General features: G+C 35.8%; 11 protein-coding genes. 2 read left to right on the forward strand and 9 right to left on the reverse strand.

Annotated elements, in window-relative coordinates; translation table 11 throughout:
- The first annotated feature begins 747 nt into the window (after nt 1-747).
- Entirely contained in the window at nt 748-975 is a 228-nt protein-coding gene (locus FNW38_RS12975) for a helix-turn-helix domain-containing protein (RefSeq protein WP_144064898.1), read from the forward strand.
- On the forward strand, nt 972-1,142 hold the full coding sequence (locus FNW38_RS12980) for a HipA N-terminal domain-containing protein (RefSeq protein WP_143388107.1): 171 nt from the start codon (nt 972-974) through the stop codon (nt 1,140-1,142). The genes FNW38_RS12975 and FNW38_RS12980 overlap by 4 nt, the downstream gene beginning before the upstream one ends.
- 170 nt (nt 1,143-1,312) lie before the next feature.
- Here FNW38_RS12980 and ltrA read toward each other — a convergent pair whose 3' ends face one another.
- From ltrA to FNW38_RS13025, 9 genes are all read right to left on the reverse strand, one after another.
- Nucleotides 1,313-2,710 (reverse strand): group II intron reverse transcriptase/maturase, encoded by a 1,398-nt coding sequence (ltrA, locus tag FNW38_RS12985; protein WP_143388148.1) that lies wholly within the window; start codon nt 2,708-2,710, stop codon nt 1,313-1,315.
- A 637-nt stretch (nt 2,711-3,347) separates the two neighbouring features.
- Entirely contained in the window at nt 3,348-3,863 is a 516-nt protein-coding gene (locus FNW38_RS12990; protein ID WP_144064897.1) for a cupin domain-containing protein, read from the reverse strand.
- 53 nt (nt 3,864-3,916) lie between these two features.
- Nucleotides 3,917-5,545 carry an alpha-amylase family glycosyl hydrolase gene (locus FNW38_RS12995; RefSeq protein ID WP_144064896.1) on the reverse strand — a complete coding sequence of 543 codons (1,629 nt, stop codon included), beginning with the start codon at nt 5,543-5,545 and terminating at the stop codon, nt 3,917-3,919.
- 12 nt (nt 5,546-5,557) lie between these two features.
- A complete protein-coding gene (locus FNW38_RS13000; protein WP_144064895.1) occupies nt 5,558-7,282 on the reverse strand; it encodes a glycoside hydrolase family protein in 1,725 nt (574 codons plus the stop codon).
- Nucleotides 7,283-7,329: 47 nt separating this feature from the next.
- Complete coding sequence (locus FNW38_RS13005) at nt 7,330-8,619, reverse strand: MFS transporter (protein ID WP_144064894.1); 1,290 nt, start codon at nt 8,617-8,619, stop codon at nt 7,330-7,332.
- The gene (locus tag FNW38_RS13010) at nt 8,619-9,677 is read right to left on the reverse strand and encodes a glycoside hydrolase family 130 protein (protein ID WP_144064893.1); all 1,059 of its coding nucleotides are present in this window, start codon (nt 9,675-9,677) and stop codon (nt 8,619-8,621) included. The genes FNW38_RS13005 and FNW38_RS13010 overlap by 1 nt, the downstream gene beginning before the upstream one ends.
- 131 nt (nt 9,678-9,808) lie before the next feature.
- On the reverse strand, nt 9,809-11,479 hold the full coding sequence (locus FNW38_RS13015; RefSeq protein ID WP_218043835.1) for a hypothetical protein: 1,671 nt from the start codon (nt 11,477-11,479) through the stop codon (nt 9,809-9,811).
- A gap of 608 nt (nt 11,480-12,087) precedes the next feature.
- Nucleotides 12,088-15,162, reverse strand: coding sequence for a SusC/RagA family TonB-linked outer membrane protein (locus FNW38_RS13020; protein ID WP_144064892.1), 3,075 nt, complete (start codon nt 15,160-15,162; stop codon nt 12,088-12,090).
- A gap of 153 nt (nt 15,163-15,315) precedes the next feature.
- Nucleotides 15,316-16,797: a RagB/SusD family nutrient uptake outer membrane protein gene (locus FNW38_RS13025; RefSeq protein WP_143388112.1), complete on the reverse strand. Its 1,482-nt coding sequence runs from the start codon at nt 16,795-16,797 to the stop codon at nt 15,316-15,318.
- Nucleotides 16,798-16,800 lie beyond the last annotated feature (3 nt).

Raw genomic sequence — 16,800 nt, forward strand, 5'->3', positions numbered from 1 at the left:
TAGGCTATGCCGGGAAAGACAAAATATGTTGGAGAATCCTAACTACCCTGCCTGTAGATAGTATCACAATGGCCATGGATATACAAATAAAAACTGCACATTAAGTTAGGCTACATTTTTTTTCGATTATGAAACCATATATAAAGATCTGTTTGCTTATCGTCTTAATTTGTTCAGATCCTTACCTCTATTTACTTGAATATATGTAAAACCCTGTAATTCTATATTTAAAATGCATTCAATTAAAGTTTAATCCCTTACCTTTACATAGTTTAAAAAAGACTTTGAAAGTCTAGTGACCCTATTGGTGACCCTGTTCTTAAATAGCATATCGAAAGCCCTGTATTTACTGGGATTATTATAAAGGCATCGGAACCTCTTTCTCCGCAACAGAAACCCAAAACGAAAGTTTTGGGTTTCTTTTTTTAAATACTCCCCTATTTTATATATTCCCACAGTTTTTAAGTTTGATCCTCATTTCTGTAAAAGTACCCGTCTAATTTGCTATTGTATTAAACTTGTTTTTTTGTCATTTAAAGACAATTCAAAGCGACTTAATTGTCGGAGTTTATTCTGAATAAGCCATTAAGTAAAACTATATGCTTTTACATATAGTTTTACTTAATTCGAAAAAATTATATGCTTTTACATATAATTTTATACATTTGTTTAAAATCGTTGCAAAAGCATATAATAATGAAGTATAGCGATTGCATAGAATCTTTAAAAATCAATAAATTGCTACTTATGAAAACACTGGCAGATTTTGTAAAAGAGAAAAGAAATGAAGTAAACCTCACGCAGGAAGCCTTTGCGGAACGTGCAGGTGTAGCACTGACGGTTATTCGAAAAATAGAGCAAGGGAAAGAAAACCTTAATCTCGAAAAAGTAAATCAAGTACTCAAAATGTTTGGGCATACGTTAGCTCCAGTTAACGCAAGAGAATTATCCAAAAACACCGACCATAGTGTATGAGAAAAGCAGCTATCTATTACAAAGAGTTCCTGGCAGGAATACTCACTGAAACAGACGAAGGGGAATATACTTTTCAATACGATGAAAAGTATGCAAATGAGCATCCAAAAGAAAGCATCACCTTGACAATGCCTGTGAGCACAAAAAAATATACCGATAAACGATGAGGGCACTGAAAAAGTATCTCTTTTTAGTAATTAGACATTTTAAGGCGATTAAGGAAAATTCGAGTTTTGCTTAAGTACTTCATTTTCAGGAATCGGATAGGAACCTAGGGATTATTTCCCTAGGTGACCTTCCACACCACCCGGCATACGGTTCCGTACCAAGGCGGTTCTTAATTTACGATACATTTTAGGTAGATGTCAGCTAGGAACGTGTATCCTGATTTTCTTAGAATTCGCGTGGTTAGAGCTGTTTGTAGGATTGGACTAAGTGCAGTTCGGCAATAGCTCTTTCGAGTATTAGCCCATTGATAGGCTTGATTGTCTCTAATACCAACCTTCCTAAGGTTGTTGTATTTAGTACTTATCTTCTTCCAACTTTTCCATATAAACATTCGTATTCTAAATCTAAGCCACTTGTCTATACTTTTAACCTTTCCTGACATATCCGCTAGTTTAAAATAGGATACCCAACCCTGTATGTAATATCGCAAGAGTTCTTTCTTCTTTTGATACCCCATACCATTACTGCGGTTAGTAATTTCCTTTAACCTGTTCTTAAGTTTACTGTAACTCTTTGGGTGTACGCAAAGCCCCCATTTCCCTTTACTTTTGTTATAGAAGCTATATCCAAGGAACTTCTTACCTTTAATATACCCAACCGTAGTTTTCTCTTTGTTTACCCTTAAGTATAATACGTTTTCAATAAACTTAGTTATACTTTCCTTAACACGAAGACATGCTTTCTTGCTTTTACAGAAGATTAAGCAGTCATCGGCGTAGCGTACAAAACGGTGTCCACGTCTAGCGAGCTCCTTATCCAATTCATGAAGCATTATATTGCTCAACAAAGGACTTAGAGGACCGCCTTGCGGAACACCTAATACACTTTCTTGGAATTTGTTTTCCACAACAACGCCAGCTATTAGGTACTTATGGATGAGTGATATCACTCGTGAGTCTTTGACTTTCCTTAATATTAGTTCTATAAGTCTACTGTGATTAACAGTATCAAAGAACTTCTCTAAGTCTAAATCCACTACATAGTGATACTTATCATTGAGATGACTTTCTACTTCTTTCAAAGCAGTATGACATCCTCTTTTAGGTCTAAAACCGTGGCTACTTGCGTGGAATTCTTGTTCGTAAATGGGCGTTAGGATTTGAGCAATACTTTGTTGGACTAAGCGATCTACAACAGTGGGAATACCAAGTGACCTTGTTTTACCTCCCTCTTTGGGTATCTCAACTCTTCGCACAGCTTGGGGTTTGTATTTCCCCTTTTCTAGCGATGTGATTAATGACTCTTTATGTTCTAAGAGCCATTCTAATAAATTTTCAGTGGACAACTTGTCTATTCCAGAACTTCCTTTATTGGATTTGACCCTTTTATAAGCCATATTCATATTGGAAGGACTAAGGATTAGTTCTAATAGCTTCCCCTGACCTAAATGTACTTCCGTGAGGTTGTTTTCAGTTATCCCAATAAAGGTCTGCACTTCTTGGTAGCTGTCGGATTCCGTCCTATCATTTCCAAGGTAGTTATCAAAATTATTCGATATTTTCTGCATTCGTTCCTTCATAGGTAACATTCATTTACTACTCACTTAATTAAGTTCAGTCCTTCGGTACTTAATTCTAGTACCTACTATGACCTCTGCTGACTTCTTATAGCAATTGTTATCCATAGTTCTGTAAAAAAAAATTCCCTATGTCTATAAGACCTCCCCAGGTAAGAACGATAACTTTCCTCTCATCTACCTGCTATATTTACCATGATGTTTCCGTACAGTTTTGGACTTCAGTTTGTTTAGCAACTTTATCCAACATCATTGGCCTTATATATAGTTTCTGTTCGTCAGGTCAAGAGTTTGCCTACTGCTTCCTTCAGATTCCACTTCACAATGGACACCCTTGCATTTAGCTAACACTTCCCACTGTAAAGGCGTGTTCGGGACTTGCACCCTAGAGTTACCGCCCATGCTGGGCACACTAAAAAAAAGAGTAGAAAATCTTATTTTTCTACTCTTTTAATGAAATCTAATTCTTTAAGGACTTTTTCAGTGCCCCTCGCTCGCTGGCTTATCTTTTTTTTCATGTCAAAAGTGATTATTCCAAAAAAAACATTGTTTAGGAATAAATGTATTCCTTAAACAATGTTTCTATTTTTAAAATTTTGTGACACAAAAGTAAAAAACAATACTTTCTTTATCTGCCAAAGTCATCTTGTAAACGAACGATATCCTCTTCATCAGAAGGGTTTTCAGGGTCTGTATGTTGCCAAATCTCGGCTACTATCCCCCATGAATCTAAACCTATTAAACGATGGCGTTCCCCTTTGTCCATTTGGATAAAAGTACCTGGTGTAAGTTCCTGAATTTCTCCTTCTTCATCTGTGGCACTGGTTTTCACCCCTACAACTCCGGAGAGTACTTTCCATATTTCCGCTCTGCGAAAGTGATATTGCCAAGACAAACGTTTGTGAGGTGCTACCACCAATATCTTCGGACTTAACTTATTGGTAATTTTAATCGCTTCCATATCAAGATGAGGAAAAAATTTTGCGGCAAAGGCAGACGCCTCACTTTCATCAATTACAAAAAAACCTCCCCAAGGTCGTGTTTCATCTTGTTTAACGACTGTGAAATTTTCTTTTTTTAATGCTGCAGCAATTTGTTCAAAAACAGCACTTTTGTCTAAAGTGTTAGAGATATTAAAATTCATTTTTATTGTTTTAAAAAGTAAAAAATATTCGATTGCTTGTATTTATACAAATTCTAGTGACTATAAATGATAAAGTCATTTGATTTCAATTTTGCTTTTCCCATCAGAATTTTTGCTCCTTTTGGAAGGCTTATTTTCTTTACTGAGCCAAAGTTAATCATCACAGTAATTTTATGGCCTTCAAAAGATCGGGTAAACAAAATTTGATTGTCTTGATGTTCCAATCTGTCGTATTTCCCGTATTGCAAGACTTTTTCATTATTTCGTATGGCTATCAACTTTTCATAGTGATTAAGAATAGAATTTTCTTTGTTCGCTAAATCCTGAACATTAACTTTCTTATAATCGGAATTGGTTTTAATCCATGTTTTTTCAGTTGAAAAACCGGCGAAAGCATTTCCATTCCATTGCATTGGACTGCGTGATTTGTCTCGGTTGTGTTCGTTTCCTTCCAAAAGTGCTTCATCGGGACTTTTACCTTTGGCAAGAGCCAATTGATAATGAGTTTTTCCCTGAATATCGGCCATCTCTTCCACATTTTTCGCGATGATGTTGTGCATTCCAATTTCTTCGCCGTAGTAAACAAAAGGAACTCCTTTTGCCGTGAGCATCAAAGCCGCTAATGCCAACGCTTTATCTGGATTCCCATCGGCTAATCGGTCTACCATACGAGGCATATCATGGCTTCCAAAAAACAACGTTGGGTAATTGCTCATGTTTTTTTCCATGCTTTGCAACTCATCAAAAATACGTTGCGAAGAAAATGTTTGAATACTTCCAAAGTTGAAATTAAAAACCACATCCAATAAATCCTGTGATTGGTATTGCTTTAAAACCTCAATTTTATCACTTCCTATTTCGCCAACAATGAAACGATTATCATACTCGCTTACGGTCGATTTTATCATTCGCATAGCCTCTTTTACACCTTCCTGATCGATGTCGTTGATGTGTTCTTGTTGTCCGTCTTTGACAGGATTATCAGCTGTAATTTCGTTGGTGGTTAAAAAATTGATCACATCCAATCGAAATCCATCCACACCGCTATCCAGCCAAAAGCGAAGCACTTTTTGAACCTCAGCAACCACTTTAGGGTTGGACCAGTTGAGATCCGCCATTTTTTTATCAAACTTATGATAGTAGTATTGATTAGTTAAAGTGTCTTTTTCCCAAGCCGTACCACCAAAAAAAGATTCCCAATTATTCGGTTTGCCCTTCCAGATGTAATAATCACGGTACGGATTATCTATTGATTTCCGGGATTCTTGAAACCACTTGCATTCCGTAGAAGTATGATTCAAAACCATATCCATAATTACTTTGATTCCTCTTTTATGGGCTTCTTTCAAAAAATTATTAAAATCGGCTTTGCTGCCATAAGTGGGATCTACCTCGTAATAATTAGCAATATCATAGCCATTGTCCACCTTTGGCGAAGTCAGAAATGGCGTGAGCCAAATCCCTTTTACACCTAAACCTTTCAAATAATCCAACTTATCAGTCATCCCTTTAAAATCCCCATAACCATCGCCATTGCTGTCTGCATAACTGGGCATATAGATTTGGTAAAACACCGATTCTTTCCACCAATTTTGTGAGTACTGCGTATTTTGTGCCACTACTAAACTAGTATTAAACATAATGAAAGAAAGCAGCGCAACGATTAACAGATTCGATTTCATAAGCAAATCCTTTTATTTTTTCTGTTGAAAGTTATAATCTACAACAACACCGTTCACCAGCATTTTAGAATCTTCATACGTTATTTTACCGCCTGAGGGAACACAAACAATTACCGCTGCACTTTCTGGTGCAATCTTTATTTTAGCCGAAGAAGAAACGTTACGGGCAACAAAACGTCCAGAAACTGTATTATACAAATCCACTTTTTTTCCTTGCTCTGTTTGTATTGAAACTTTTTTCTTAGTGGTATAAGGGTTATAATATAAAAAAGAAGGATAGGCTTTATCACTATAAAAATCAGTAGCCAGTAAATTCAGTTGTAAAATCCCCGTAACATTGGTTGCACGGATAATACTTCCGAAGATACCCACATGCCCACTGCCATAAACACTAAATTGAGATTCCTCAGGATTTTGACCCAGTACCCAAAGCGGTCCGTCTCCTTGTGCCACAGGTCCTTTTAAATTTTCATAGGCTTTATAACTGGACTGGCGAATAATACCCTCATATCCTATCACACCTTTGCTAACCTCAGCCAGTTGCGGAATCGTTTCATGCTCATCGGGCATGTACTGCGGATAAAAAAAACGGGATGCATTAGCGGCATTCAACATCCATTTACCAATTGCCGTAGCGTAGGATTGATTGTAGCGAACCATTGGAACCAACGGCCAGGCCATATCATAGGTATTCATTAAAAAACCATATCCGCCGTGATCTACTGTACTACCAACTGTTCCTGAAATATCAATTCCATTCCAGTTACCCACCAATACTCCCCAACCTTCGCGACATATTGCGGTTCCGTCGAAAGTCCAACCCAACATTTTATCGGTATCGTATTGCTTTCCTTCTTCAGCATTTATTCTTGCCGCTAAATAAGCGCCAAACGGCATTAATAATTCATACGTTGGATTTATAGGTTGTGATTGTAGTGCGGATAAAGCACTTTTGGCTCCTTTTAAATATCTTGGGTCTCCAAACTTTTTATACGCTGCATATAAAACCCAGGCATGTCCCGCCGCTGCATCGGGCTGCGCACAGATATTATTTTTCATGGGTTTCATTTTGCCGTAATCAAAATAGGAATAATCATAATTCCCATTTAAAATAGAATCGGCCTTGAAGAACTTTTCGGCAATACTTTTAGCAATAGCATCAAAACCCGGTTCACTAGGATATTTATCATAAACGGCATAAAACAAGAGATTCGGATACACATCGTACCACCAGTCACGACCATAACCGCCACCCAATAAAGCGACTTCCGGGCACGTATTATTCATCATAATATCCCAACCTGTTTCGGTATTGAAATAATTTTTCAGCATACCAACATAATTTAAATTTTGTTGCTTGCTTTTGTCAATACCTACTAAACTCGCTCCTAATGTCGCTCCCATAGTAGCCAAAGCTTCATGGAACATCCCTTTGTTATTTTTTCCTTGCCTTACATCGGCCACTGCAGTGTAGATACCTACAACGTCTTGAGGAAAATTCTTTTTGCTGCTGTCGATCCATACCATCGGCCAAAATTTACCTTTGGCATTGAAATCATACACTGTACTGTCAAAGCTGACCGCCAGTTTTTTATAATCGATGATTTGAAATGGTTTTGGCAAGTTTGGCATTTGATCCACACGAGCTATCTTTTGTTGTTTTACCTGTGCTGTTCCATTTATCCCGAAAAGGATAAAAAACAAACCAGCGAAAGTGATTTTGAAAATAGTATTCATTTCTTATTTTGATTTAATTGTAACTCTATTTTAGACACTAATCGGTATTACACCATTTTTTCAGCAACTTCGCTCAGTACTTTGCTATCAATTACAGGTTCATCCGGAGAAAGTAATTTTCCTTCTGCTATAATTTTTTTGGCTACAAAAATAGAACTCAACTGCAATATAGCAACAATTACAATAGCGTAACGCAACGCAATTTCAGTAGAAATAGCATAAGCCAAAACTAAGAATGTTCCTGCTCCTAAAAATCGACCCGCAAACAAACCTGCTTCATGGTTCAGGATATAAGCAAATTCGCCTCTTTTTTCTATTTTCGAAACAATATCAATTACTTTAAATTGAATTGGAAAATACGCCAAATCCATCAGCGGTTTTGCAATCAGCAACAATAAAATAAATATGATTACACCGGTTTGATTGAATAACAACCCATTGACTACTGCCCCTAAAGCAAATAAAACGAGTCCCGCTGTAAATATTTTTATTCGGTCAGAAGGTTTTGAAATCCTTCCTAAAACATACATAATTACCGCTGCGATTATAGCTCCTATCGACTGTGCAGTTCCTAACGCTCCTTCTTTACCTATCAACAACATGATAAGCATTGCGGGTGCTGTTACCAGAAAACCTTGAACCAACCCTTTCAATAATGACAACGACAATAATTTATACCATAGCTGATGAAATTTAAAAAACACATATTTTTTCTGTTCCGGATTTTGGAACGTTCCTCTGAAACAAACAATAGATGCTGCAACAGTCACTAGAAACACTATTCCGGTAATAACTAAATAAGCAGTATGTATTTGTGCTTCGTCTCCGCTTGATTCGATAAACCAACCAATAGTAATAGGAATGACAACGGCAATAATAGTGTAAAAAAAAGTTTCCAAACCATAATAATAATTTCGATTCGTATCATTGGTAATGGCTAATGCCAAATAATCCCGGTTAGACCAATAAAAACCAAAAGACAATCCCATCGTAATTCCGGCAAATCCTATTCCTACCAAGTCAAGTGTTTTCAATGACATCATGATCATCATAGAAACGCCGCTCAGCATCATTCCTGCCGAATATAATTTTCTGATGTTAAAATGTTTCAATAAAAATCCATTTAATAAAAAAGTAAGTGGAATTCCCGCATAAATTGTCAGTTGATAGATGACAACTTTAACAGGATCATTGGAACTTCGCATCACATAAGCAGCCACAAAAATATCGATTACAGGCAAGACAATGGCATAGACCAGATTCGTAAGCACTAATATTTGAAAATTGTGCGTCTGACTTTTAAAGTGACCTATTTCGGTTTTTAGTTTCTTGAACATTAGTTAAATTTTAAAAGTGAATAAATGTCTTTGATAGAAAACTCAGCACCACAAACAAACTCATCAGAAGCGCCGTAATAAATGGTAACGGTATCGCCATCAGAATGTACAACATGTCCGTTAGTAAAAACTACGTTACCAAAAAAGCCAGTCAATTCATAGGTCGCAGTAGGTACCATAATAGGTTCTTCTGTTCGTGCAATTACTTTTGTAGGATCTTCTAAATCCATTAAAAAAGCCCCTAAGCAATATTGATGTGCTGCATTTGCTCCATGATAAATAGACAACCAGCCTTTTTCCGTTTTTATGGGAGCGGCACCGGCACCCACTCTTTTGCTATCCCATAAACCGACTCTGGTTTTAATGATACAATGGTGATTTCCCCAGTGTAGCCCATCCGGAGAAGAAGTTATCCAAATATAATTTCCACCGATATCAACACTACTTGGACGGTGCAAAGCGTAATACAAACCATTGATTTTTTCATCAAAAATGGCACAATCCTTATTGTGTGGAGGCAACATCATTCCATGTGATTCAAAATTTCTCCAATCGGTTGTGGTGCGTAAACCCACTCCTACTCCATTGTCAGAAACAGCTGTATAGGTAAGGTAATATTTATTTTCAAGTAAAGTTACCCTGCAATCTTCCACTCCAAATGTTTCCAGCATTCCCTCACCAACTAAAAGCGGATAATTCTCCGGTTCATAAAATTTATGTCCATCGGCACTGCATAGCAATCGCAGGTGCGATAGCGTAGTTAGATAATCGACTCCTTTATAATTAATTACCCTTGCGTCACTGGCATCTAAATCAGGGTCATCTGTAGGAATTTCGATGATTTTAATGGCCCCTGTTTCCGTTAAAATAGGAAAAGAAATAATGTTTTCTTTTTGTTCCGGCCTTTCAGCTACACGAACAATCAACCATGTTTTTCCTTCAAATTGAAATACGCCTGGATTGAGAAGACAGGTAATTTGTAAGCCTTCTCTACTGGGAGGTAAATCTGCCGGTGACAATAAAGGATTTTGTATAAAGCGTTTTGCTATGTCTTTCATTTAATTTTTATTAAAGTTATATACTATATTCAAAGTACTATGACCATTGCTGGATAAAAAAATTGAGTTTTATTTTGAGTGTTTTTGGATAACTATTCTTTTGTATAAAGTATAAAAACAAATACTTAGGCTTATTCATAGTGATAATCAATAACATTATTACCAACAGTAAGCATTTTTCTTTTTGTTACAGTCTTTAGATTTGATGGAACTAAAACTAATGTCATCGCAGCATCTCCATTTAAATTGAAATTAAAATTCCCTACTACATTTTTTGCAATGTATTTTTTTGATACGTTATCGTATATATTAACTGGATTATTCCCAACATTAAAAGAAACGTTTTTTACTTCCTTATATGGGTTATAAAATAAAAAAAAAGGTAACGCTCTTGAAGAAAAGAAATCCGTTGCATTACAATTAATCTTTAATATTCCTTCTACATTAGTCGTGTCAATAATGGAAGCCAACATACCAACCCATGCCGATCCATAAGGACATATATCCGTAAAAGAAGTGTACTGCTTCATTTGATCTCCTATTGCATAAGGTCCCTCCTCTGCTAATACACCTTTAAAAACCTGAAAATTATTTCCATGATCTAAATCTTTACGCAGTCCTTCATAACAAATAACATGCTCGGAATCTCCCTGCCATACCGCACTACTTTGTCTATTTTTTGGATGTTCATCAGCATAGAAAAGACGACTTGCGTTTGCCAAATTCAGCATCCACTTTCCTATTGTTCTCGAATAAGACGGATTGTATTTAACGATTGGAACAAGCGCCGCTGCCTGAGAAAAAGTATTCATGGCGAACGCATATTGTTCCTCTTTTTTCTGACCCACTAATCCATCCACATCATATTGTCCCCATTTTTCAGCCATAACGCCCCATCCATTACGGTCGGAGTTCTGTCCGTCAAAACACCAGTTCAACAACTTCAACTCGTCATATTTTGTTCCAAGTTCAGCATTCATCTTTACCGCCATATAGGCACCATAAGGCATCATAATTTCATAATAGGCACCTTCTTTTGCTGGTCGGTTCTGCAAATAGTCCAGACAAGATTTACTTGCTTTTAAATAGGTATTGTCCCCCCATTTTTTCCAAGCTGTAAATTCAAGCCAAGCTAAACCTGCCGCCGCGTCCGGTTCATGCCATACCCCGTTATAAACTCCTACTCCGCTTTTAAAATTATATGCTGTAAAATTAAAATCAGGATATTCCCTTCCTTTAGACAATCCATTGATGGCTGTAATCCATTGAGTCGCATTCAATTTCATAATTTCAACAATTGCTTTATTTTCTGGATATTGATCAACCAACATATTAAAAGACATACCAGGCCATATATCATACCAAAACGTTTCACCTGATTTTCTGTCAACAGAATTCATTACCAGATTTACCCCGTTTTTAGAATTATAAAACTGCTGGCACATCGTTACGAAATCAATCCCATTATACTTGCTTTTGTCAATTCCTACCAATGATGCTCCCAAAACCGATCCTATCACAGGTAATGATTCATAACTAGATTGCTTGTCTTGGTTTCTTGAAGCCCCAACATAACTAGGAAGTCCAAAAGAACGAATCGGAAAGTTAACATAGTTGTCATCCCACCAAATCAGGGGAAGAAATGTTCCTTTGGCTTTGAAATCATACAACAGTGAATCTTGTTGAATGGCGACTTTTTTCCAGTCTTTCATTTTATATGGTGCCGGCATATTAGGCATCGCCTCGACCAAACGAATTGGGATTTGTTCAACTGCTTTTTGAGCCTGTCCCAGTTGAGCCATTGATAGGCTTATAAAAAAAATTATTCTAATCCTCCACCTCTTTTTTTTCATATGTGTTTTGTTTTTTTATTTCGAGAGACACCATAAACAACCTCTAAAAACTTAATTTCAGTCTTTTAATTCGGTATTTTGGAGTTTCTCAATAGTTTGTTTTTGTTTAATTATACGTTCTTTATCAATATTTTATTTTACAAAAGGATAAGAAAATGTAAATTTTCATATACGTGCTTCCGATTTTGTATTGCTACAATTTCATTGCTACAAGTGTTTGTGCTTATCCAGTTTATACTCAATTTCATATACAGATTTGTTGTTCTAGTAAAAAAAACGAGTTTATATTTATCTTTACAACTTTTATTTTCACAAGAGTTGTTTTTTACCCATCATTCAGAAAACCAATTTCTTTTCGTTTTTTTGCCTTTCTTGTCAGTAACCACAAGCATCCGTCGTATCTTACTGAAACATACTAAATCGAATTCTATTGCAAATTTTCCAAATGTTTATTTACGATACTAATTTACGAATACTTTTTGGCGCTACGAAAAACTCATCGGTGTTTGCGCTTGCTAAATCATGTTGATTTCATAATTTATATTTTTAATGTTTTATTAAAGTTTAACTTTTAATCCCAAAATAAATGATTTTGACTGAGGATAGGTTCCTTTATCAATCAATGAAGTAGATTCTGGATCTAAGCCTGTGTATTTGGTTACAGTAAATAAATTTTGACCTGATGCATACAAACGCAGGTATTTAATCCCAACTACTTTTGTATCAAAAGCATAGCCAATTTCAATATTTTTCAATCTTAAATAAGAAGCGTCTTCCACAAAAACACTAGAAACATTTCCGCCTCCATTATTGTTAAAAGTCAATCTAGGGGTAGTGTTGCTTGTGCCTCCCCCATTCCAGCTACTCAAGACTGCAGTTGTAGAATTAAAAGGACGGCTATCATAGTTTAGAATTTGTTTCAAATCATTATAACGATCTACACCTTCAACACCTTGCAATAAGAAAGAGAAATCGAAGTTTTTATATTCACCATTAAAAGACAAACCATAAGTAACTTTTGGAATAGGGTTACCAATAAAAGTCCTATCATCTGCGTTTATCTGACCATCATTGTTGATGTCTTTAAATTTAATATCTCCAGGTTGCGCTCCGTTTGAATTAGAAAATAAATAAGCGCTTACTTCACTTGCATTTTGATAAATGCCATCAAATTGATACCCATAATAAGAGCTTATTGGTTGCCCCACTTCGGTCTTAGTATGCGTAGCATCATCGGTAATGTTTTTTACAAATGTATGAAGTTTGTTTACTCTATTTGTTAATGTTGCTATGTTTGCATTTACACCATATTTAAATTTGTGATCATTGTTTTGTAAATTTAACCCAAATTCAAAACCTTTATTGCTCACTTCACCAGCGTTTGCATAGGTTCTTTCTATTACTCCTACAGAAACAACGGGTAGCCCTACAGTTAATAAAATATCATTTGTTGTTTTTGTAAAGTAATCGGTGGTAAAAGATAATTTGTTATTCAAAATCCCTAAATCTAATCCAAAGTTAGTTTGTGTAGTGGTTTCCCATTTTAGGTCTGGATTACCATAACGCACCACAACACCACCAGAAGTAGAAACAAGTGTTTGATAAGCATTGTTTGGTATTTCTTGATTTCCAGCTTGACCCCAGCTCGCTCTAAGTTTCAAATTGGTTATCCAATCTACTTTCATAAAGTTTTCTTTAAAAATTACCCAACCTCCAGAAACAGATGGAAAATAACCCCATTTATTATTAGGTCCAAATCTTGAAGAAGCATCTGCTCTCATTGTTGCTGTGGCAAAATATTTATTGGCATAGCCATAAGTACCCGAAGCAAAGAAGGATAATAAACTCCAGTTGCTGGCAGATCCTGAACTATAAATATTATTAGTACTACCAAAATCAAGATATCTAAAAGGATCCGTAGAATTATCAAAATTTTGTCTGCTACCACCTATTGCTGAAGATTTACTGGTAATATTTTCAGTTCCTAGCAATAAATTAATATTGTGTACATCATTTATAGTTTTTACATAGTTCAACGTATTACTGAAAGTGAAAGTCATAGCTTCACCTCTATTTTCATCCAAACCATTAGGGCGGTTATTTCTTCCTAAACCATAATATTGATTAGAAGTATCACCAATATTAGCATCTCCAAAATTTTCTCCAAAATTCTTGTTATGTGAAAATTGAATATCAACTCCCAAATTACTTTTGAATTTTAATGATTTATCACCCAAGAATGCATATTCGCCATATAAATTTCCAAAAGTTTGAAATGTATTTCTTTTGTCATCTGTAAAGTGAACGATGGCTATAGGATTTGAAGTGTATTCATAAATTTTACTCCATCCGTCATTAGGCCCAGTATAGAAAGGTAAATCAGTATACGGGTTGCTTGCAGAATATGTTGGATCGTTAACATCTTTGTAAACACCTAAAACTGGTGGACGCAATAAGGCATTACGAATAACACCCGGAACATCTCCGCTGGAAGATAACTTGTCTTGTTTCGCATAGCTAAGTTGTAAATTAGTACCTACTTTAAAACGATCCGAGATATTCGCATTGATATTTGATCTAAAATTAAAACGTTGGTATTTATCATGATTTTCCACCACAATACCATCTTGTCCAAAATAACCTCCGGAAATTAAATATTGCACTTTGTCAGAACCACCACTCGCCGAAGCTAGGAAATTTTTAGATATCCCTGTAGTGAATAATTCATCTTGCCAATTTGTATTTGCCAAGTCAGTTCTACTTCTGTCAGCTGCATAAGGGCTAATTGCCGATGCTGCATTTCCAGCAGTATTATGCCAAGCTTGGTCTTTTACGGTTAAATATTGATCTGTATTCAACATTTTTGGAAGATTAGTGGCAAAGTGAATTCCAGAGTAATAATCAACATCAAAACTTGATTTCCCTGATACACCACCTTTGGTTGTAATTAAAACGACACCACCAGCAGCTCTTGAACCATAAATAGCTCCTGCCGCAGCATCCTTTAATACCGACATTGTTTTCACATCCGATTGATTAAGGAAAGAGATATCACGTGTAGGAACTCCATCAACCACATACAATACGTCATTATTTCCAAGCGTACCTTCTCCACGAATACGAATTTTTATACCATCACCAGGAGCACCTGTATTGGCTGCTACAAAAACACCTGCTACTTGTCCTTGTAAGGCTTGCCCAACATCAGCAACTCTGGTTTTTGATAAATCATCCATATTAACCGTGCTAACTGCACCAGTTATGGAAGCTTTCTTTTGGCTGGTATACCCTACAACAGCCGTATCTAATAAATTTTGTAAATCATCTGCCAATACTAAATCAACTGCCAATACAGCATTGATAATGCTATTCCCATTAACTGGAATTTCTTTAGTCAAATATCCTATATAACTAAATACTAAAACAGCATTAGAATCTACTTTATTAATGGTATAATTTCCATCAAAATCAGTTACAGTATTTATAGCTGTTCCCTTGACAGCAACATTTACTTGTGGCAATGGACCACTACTATCTGAAACAACACCTTTAACGGTTTGAGCATACATCATACTTCCTGATAATATTGTCCATAATAGGACCATATTATAAATGACATTTTTTTTTATCATAAGGAAGTATTAAATTGATTAATAAATTGAGTGATTTTTTTCATGGTAAAAAGATGATTATTAGATAAAAAATAGAGAAGTAGCAATTTTTATTATTTAACTGCTACTTCTCAAGGGATATTAATTAAAACAAACCACTTTTTTAATTAAAACTTAATACCCTGAATTTTGTGTCAAAGTCCCTGCGGATGCATCAATTTCTGATTGAGGGATTGGATACAATAGGTGCTTATCTTGGAAGTTTTTTCCATGAGCTGTCAAAACTGCTTTTGCAATTCCCCATCTTTTTAAATCCAGCATCCTTTGATTTTCAAAACCAAGTTCTGCCCTTCTTTCTGAAATCAACCAACCTTTTACAGTCGCTTTATCTGTAGATGCTACTCTGTTCAACAAAGTCCCAACAGGTGGAATTGTTCCTGATGCTGTCACGGTAGTTCTGGCTCTGGCTCTTATTAAGTTTATAATAGCAATTGCACCCGAATAATCACCTGTTTCATTTAGTGCTTCTGCTTTCCAAAGTAAGGCATCTGCATAACGCATGTACACTTTATTGGTAGCTGCATCATCATTTCCTTTATTGGCACCATCTAAACTTCCTAGAATTTTATTCACATTCTGATTGGCTGCATCTACTGTGTATAATTTTCTTGGATCATTTGGCTCAAATGAATTTAAAAAATCAGTGCTCGGTGCAAAAAATCCCCATCCTAAAGGAGCACAAATTCCATTACCTCTTCTTGGAGTTGTATTGGATTGATGGTCGTAAGAAAAAATAACTTCATTATCTGTATACTCTTTAGAAGTATTGAAATTATCAAAATAATTAGCATTTAAGCTATATCCAAGTGGCGCTAACTCGTCAACCAGAGTTACTACTTCAGACCATTTTTCAGTATACAAAGCTGCTTTTGCCTGTAGTGCTATTACAGCACCTTTAGAAACTCTCCATTTTTCGGTACTAGAAGAATATTTGCTGTTTGGCAATAATCCTTTTGCTAAAACTAAATCTGCTTTAAGTCTGTCCCAAACCAATGTTTTATCAGCTCTCACTGCAACATCAAAAGCTTCCTGATATGTTTTTACCGGTGCCAGAATTAATGGTACATCCCCAAAATTGGTAACCAAAGAGAAATAGTAGTACGATCTCAAGAAATAAGCTTCGCCCAATAATTGATTTTTTCTGGCAGTTGTAATTCCGGTAATTGCTTCTATATCTGATTTTGTTAATAATTCAATCGCGATATTTAGTCTTTTTATTCCTTCATAATTATACTTCCATAATCCGTTTGGACCACCGTTTGTTGAAGTAAATGTGAAATTATTGATTTCGTCCATCCAAGGTTGATCTCCATCTGAACCCCATTTTTTCTCCATATCATCCGATGCGATATCCTGCATGATGTAATCATTTTGAAAAACAAGACCTCCGCCCCAATCCCATTGCGCCAATATGTTCAATCGGTTTGAAAGCAACTCATAAGAAGAGTTTACAGAGCTTTCTACTGTATTTAATGTTGGAGTGCTGTTTGCCTGGTCCAAAGTCGTTAATCCAATAGGCTCTTGTGTAAGCTCATCTTCACAACTTACCAATACCATCAAGCACATTAGAATACCGGTTTTAAATAAATTTTTCATAAT

This window comes from Flavobacterium gawalongense (genome assembly GCF_007097265.1).
GTDB classification, from domain to species: domain Bacteria; phylum Bacteroidota; class Bacteroidia; order Flavobacteriales; family Flavobacteriaceae; genus Flavobacterium; species Flavobacterium gawalongense.

Bases quoted from the DNA above. Each gene is read 5' to 3' on its own strand.
- FNW38_RS12975 (WP_144064898.1), top strand. From the start codon at position 748: ATGAAAACACTGGCAGATTTTGTAAAAGAGAAAAGAAATGAAGTAAAC.
- FNW38_RS12980 (WP_143388107.1), top strand. From the start codon at position 972: ATGAGAAAAGCAGCTATCTATTACAAAGAGTTCCTGGCAGGAATACTC.
- ltrA (WP_143388148.1), bottom strand. From the start codon at position 2,710: ATGCAGAAAATATCGAATAATTTTGATAACTACCTTGGAAATGATAGG.
- FNW38_RS12990 (WP_144064897.1), bottom strand. From the start codon at position 3,863: ATGAATTTTAATATCTCTAACACTTTAGACAAAAGTGCTGTTTTTGAA.
- FNW38_RS12995 (WP_144064896.1), bottom strand. From the start codon at position 5,545: ATGAAATCGAATCTGTTAATCGTTGCGCTGCTTTCTTTCATTATGTTT.
- FNW38_RS13000 (WP_144064895.1), bottom strand. From the start codon at position 7,282: ATGAATACTATTTTCAAAATCACTTTCGCTGGTTTGTTTTTTATCCTT.
- FNW38_RS13005 (WP_144064894.1), bottom strand. From the start codon at position 8,619: ATGTTCAAGAAACTAAAAACCGAAATAGGTCACTTTAAAAGTCAGACG.
- FNW38_RS13010 (WP_144064893.1), bottom strand. From the start codon at position 9,677: ATGAAAGACATAGCAAAACGCTTTATACAAAATCCTTTATTGTCACCG.
- FNW38_RS13015 (WP_218043835.1), bottom strand. From the start codon at position 11,479: ATGGCTCAACTGGGACAGGCTCAAAAAGCAGTTGAACAAATCCCAATT.
- FNW38_RS13020 (WP_144064892.1), bottom strand. From the start codon at position 15,162: ATGATAAAAAAAAATGTCATTTATAATATGGTCCTATTATGGACAATA.
- FNW38_RS13025 (WP_143388112.1), bottom strand. From the start codon at position 16,797: ATGAAAAATTTATTTAAAACCGGTATTCTAATGTGCTTGATGGTATTG.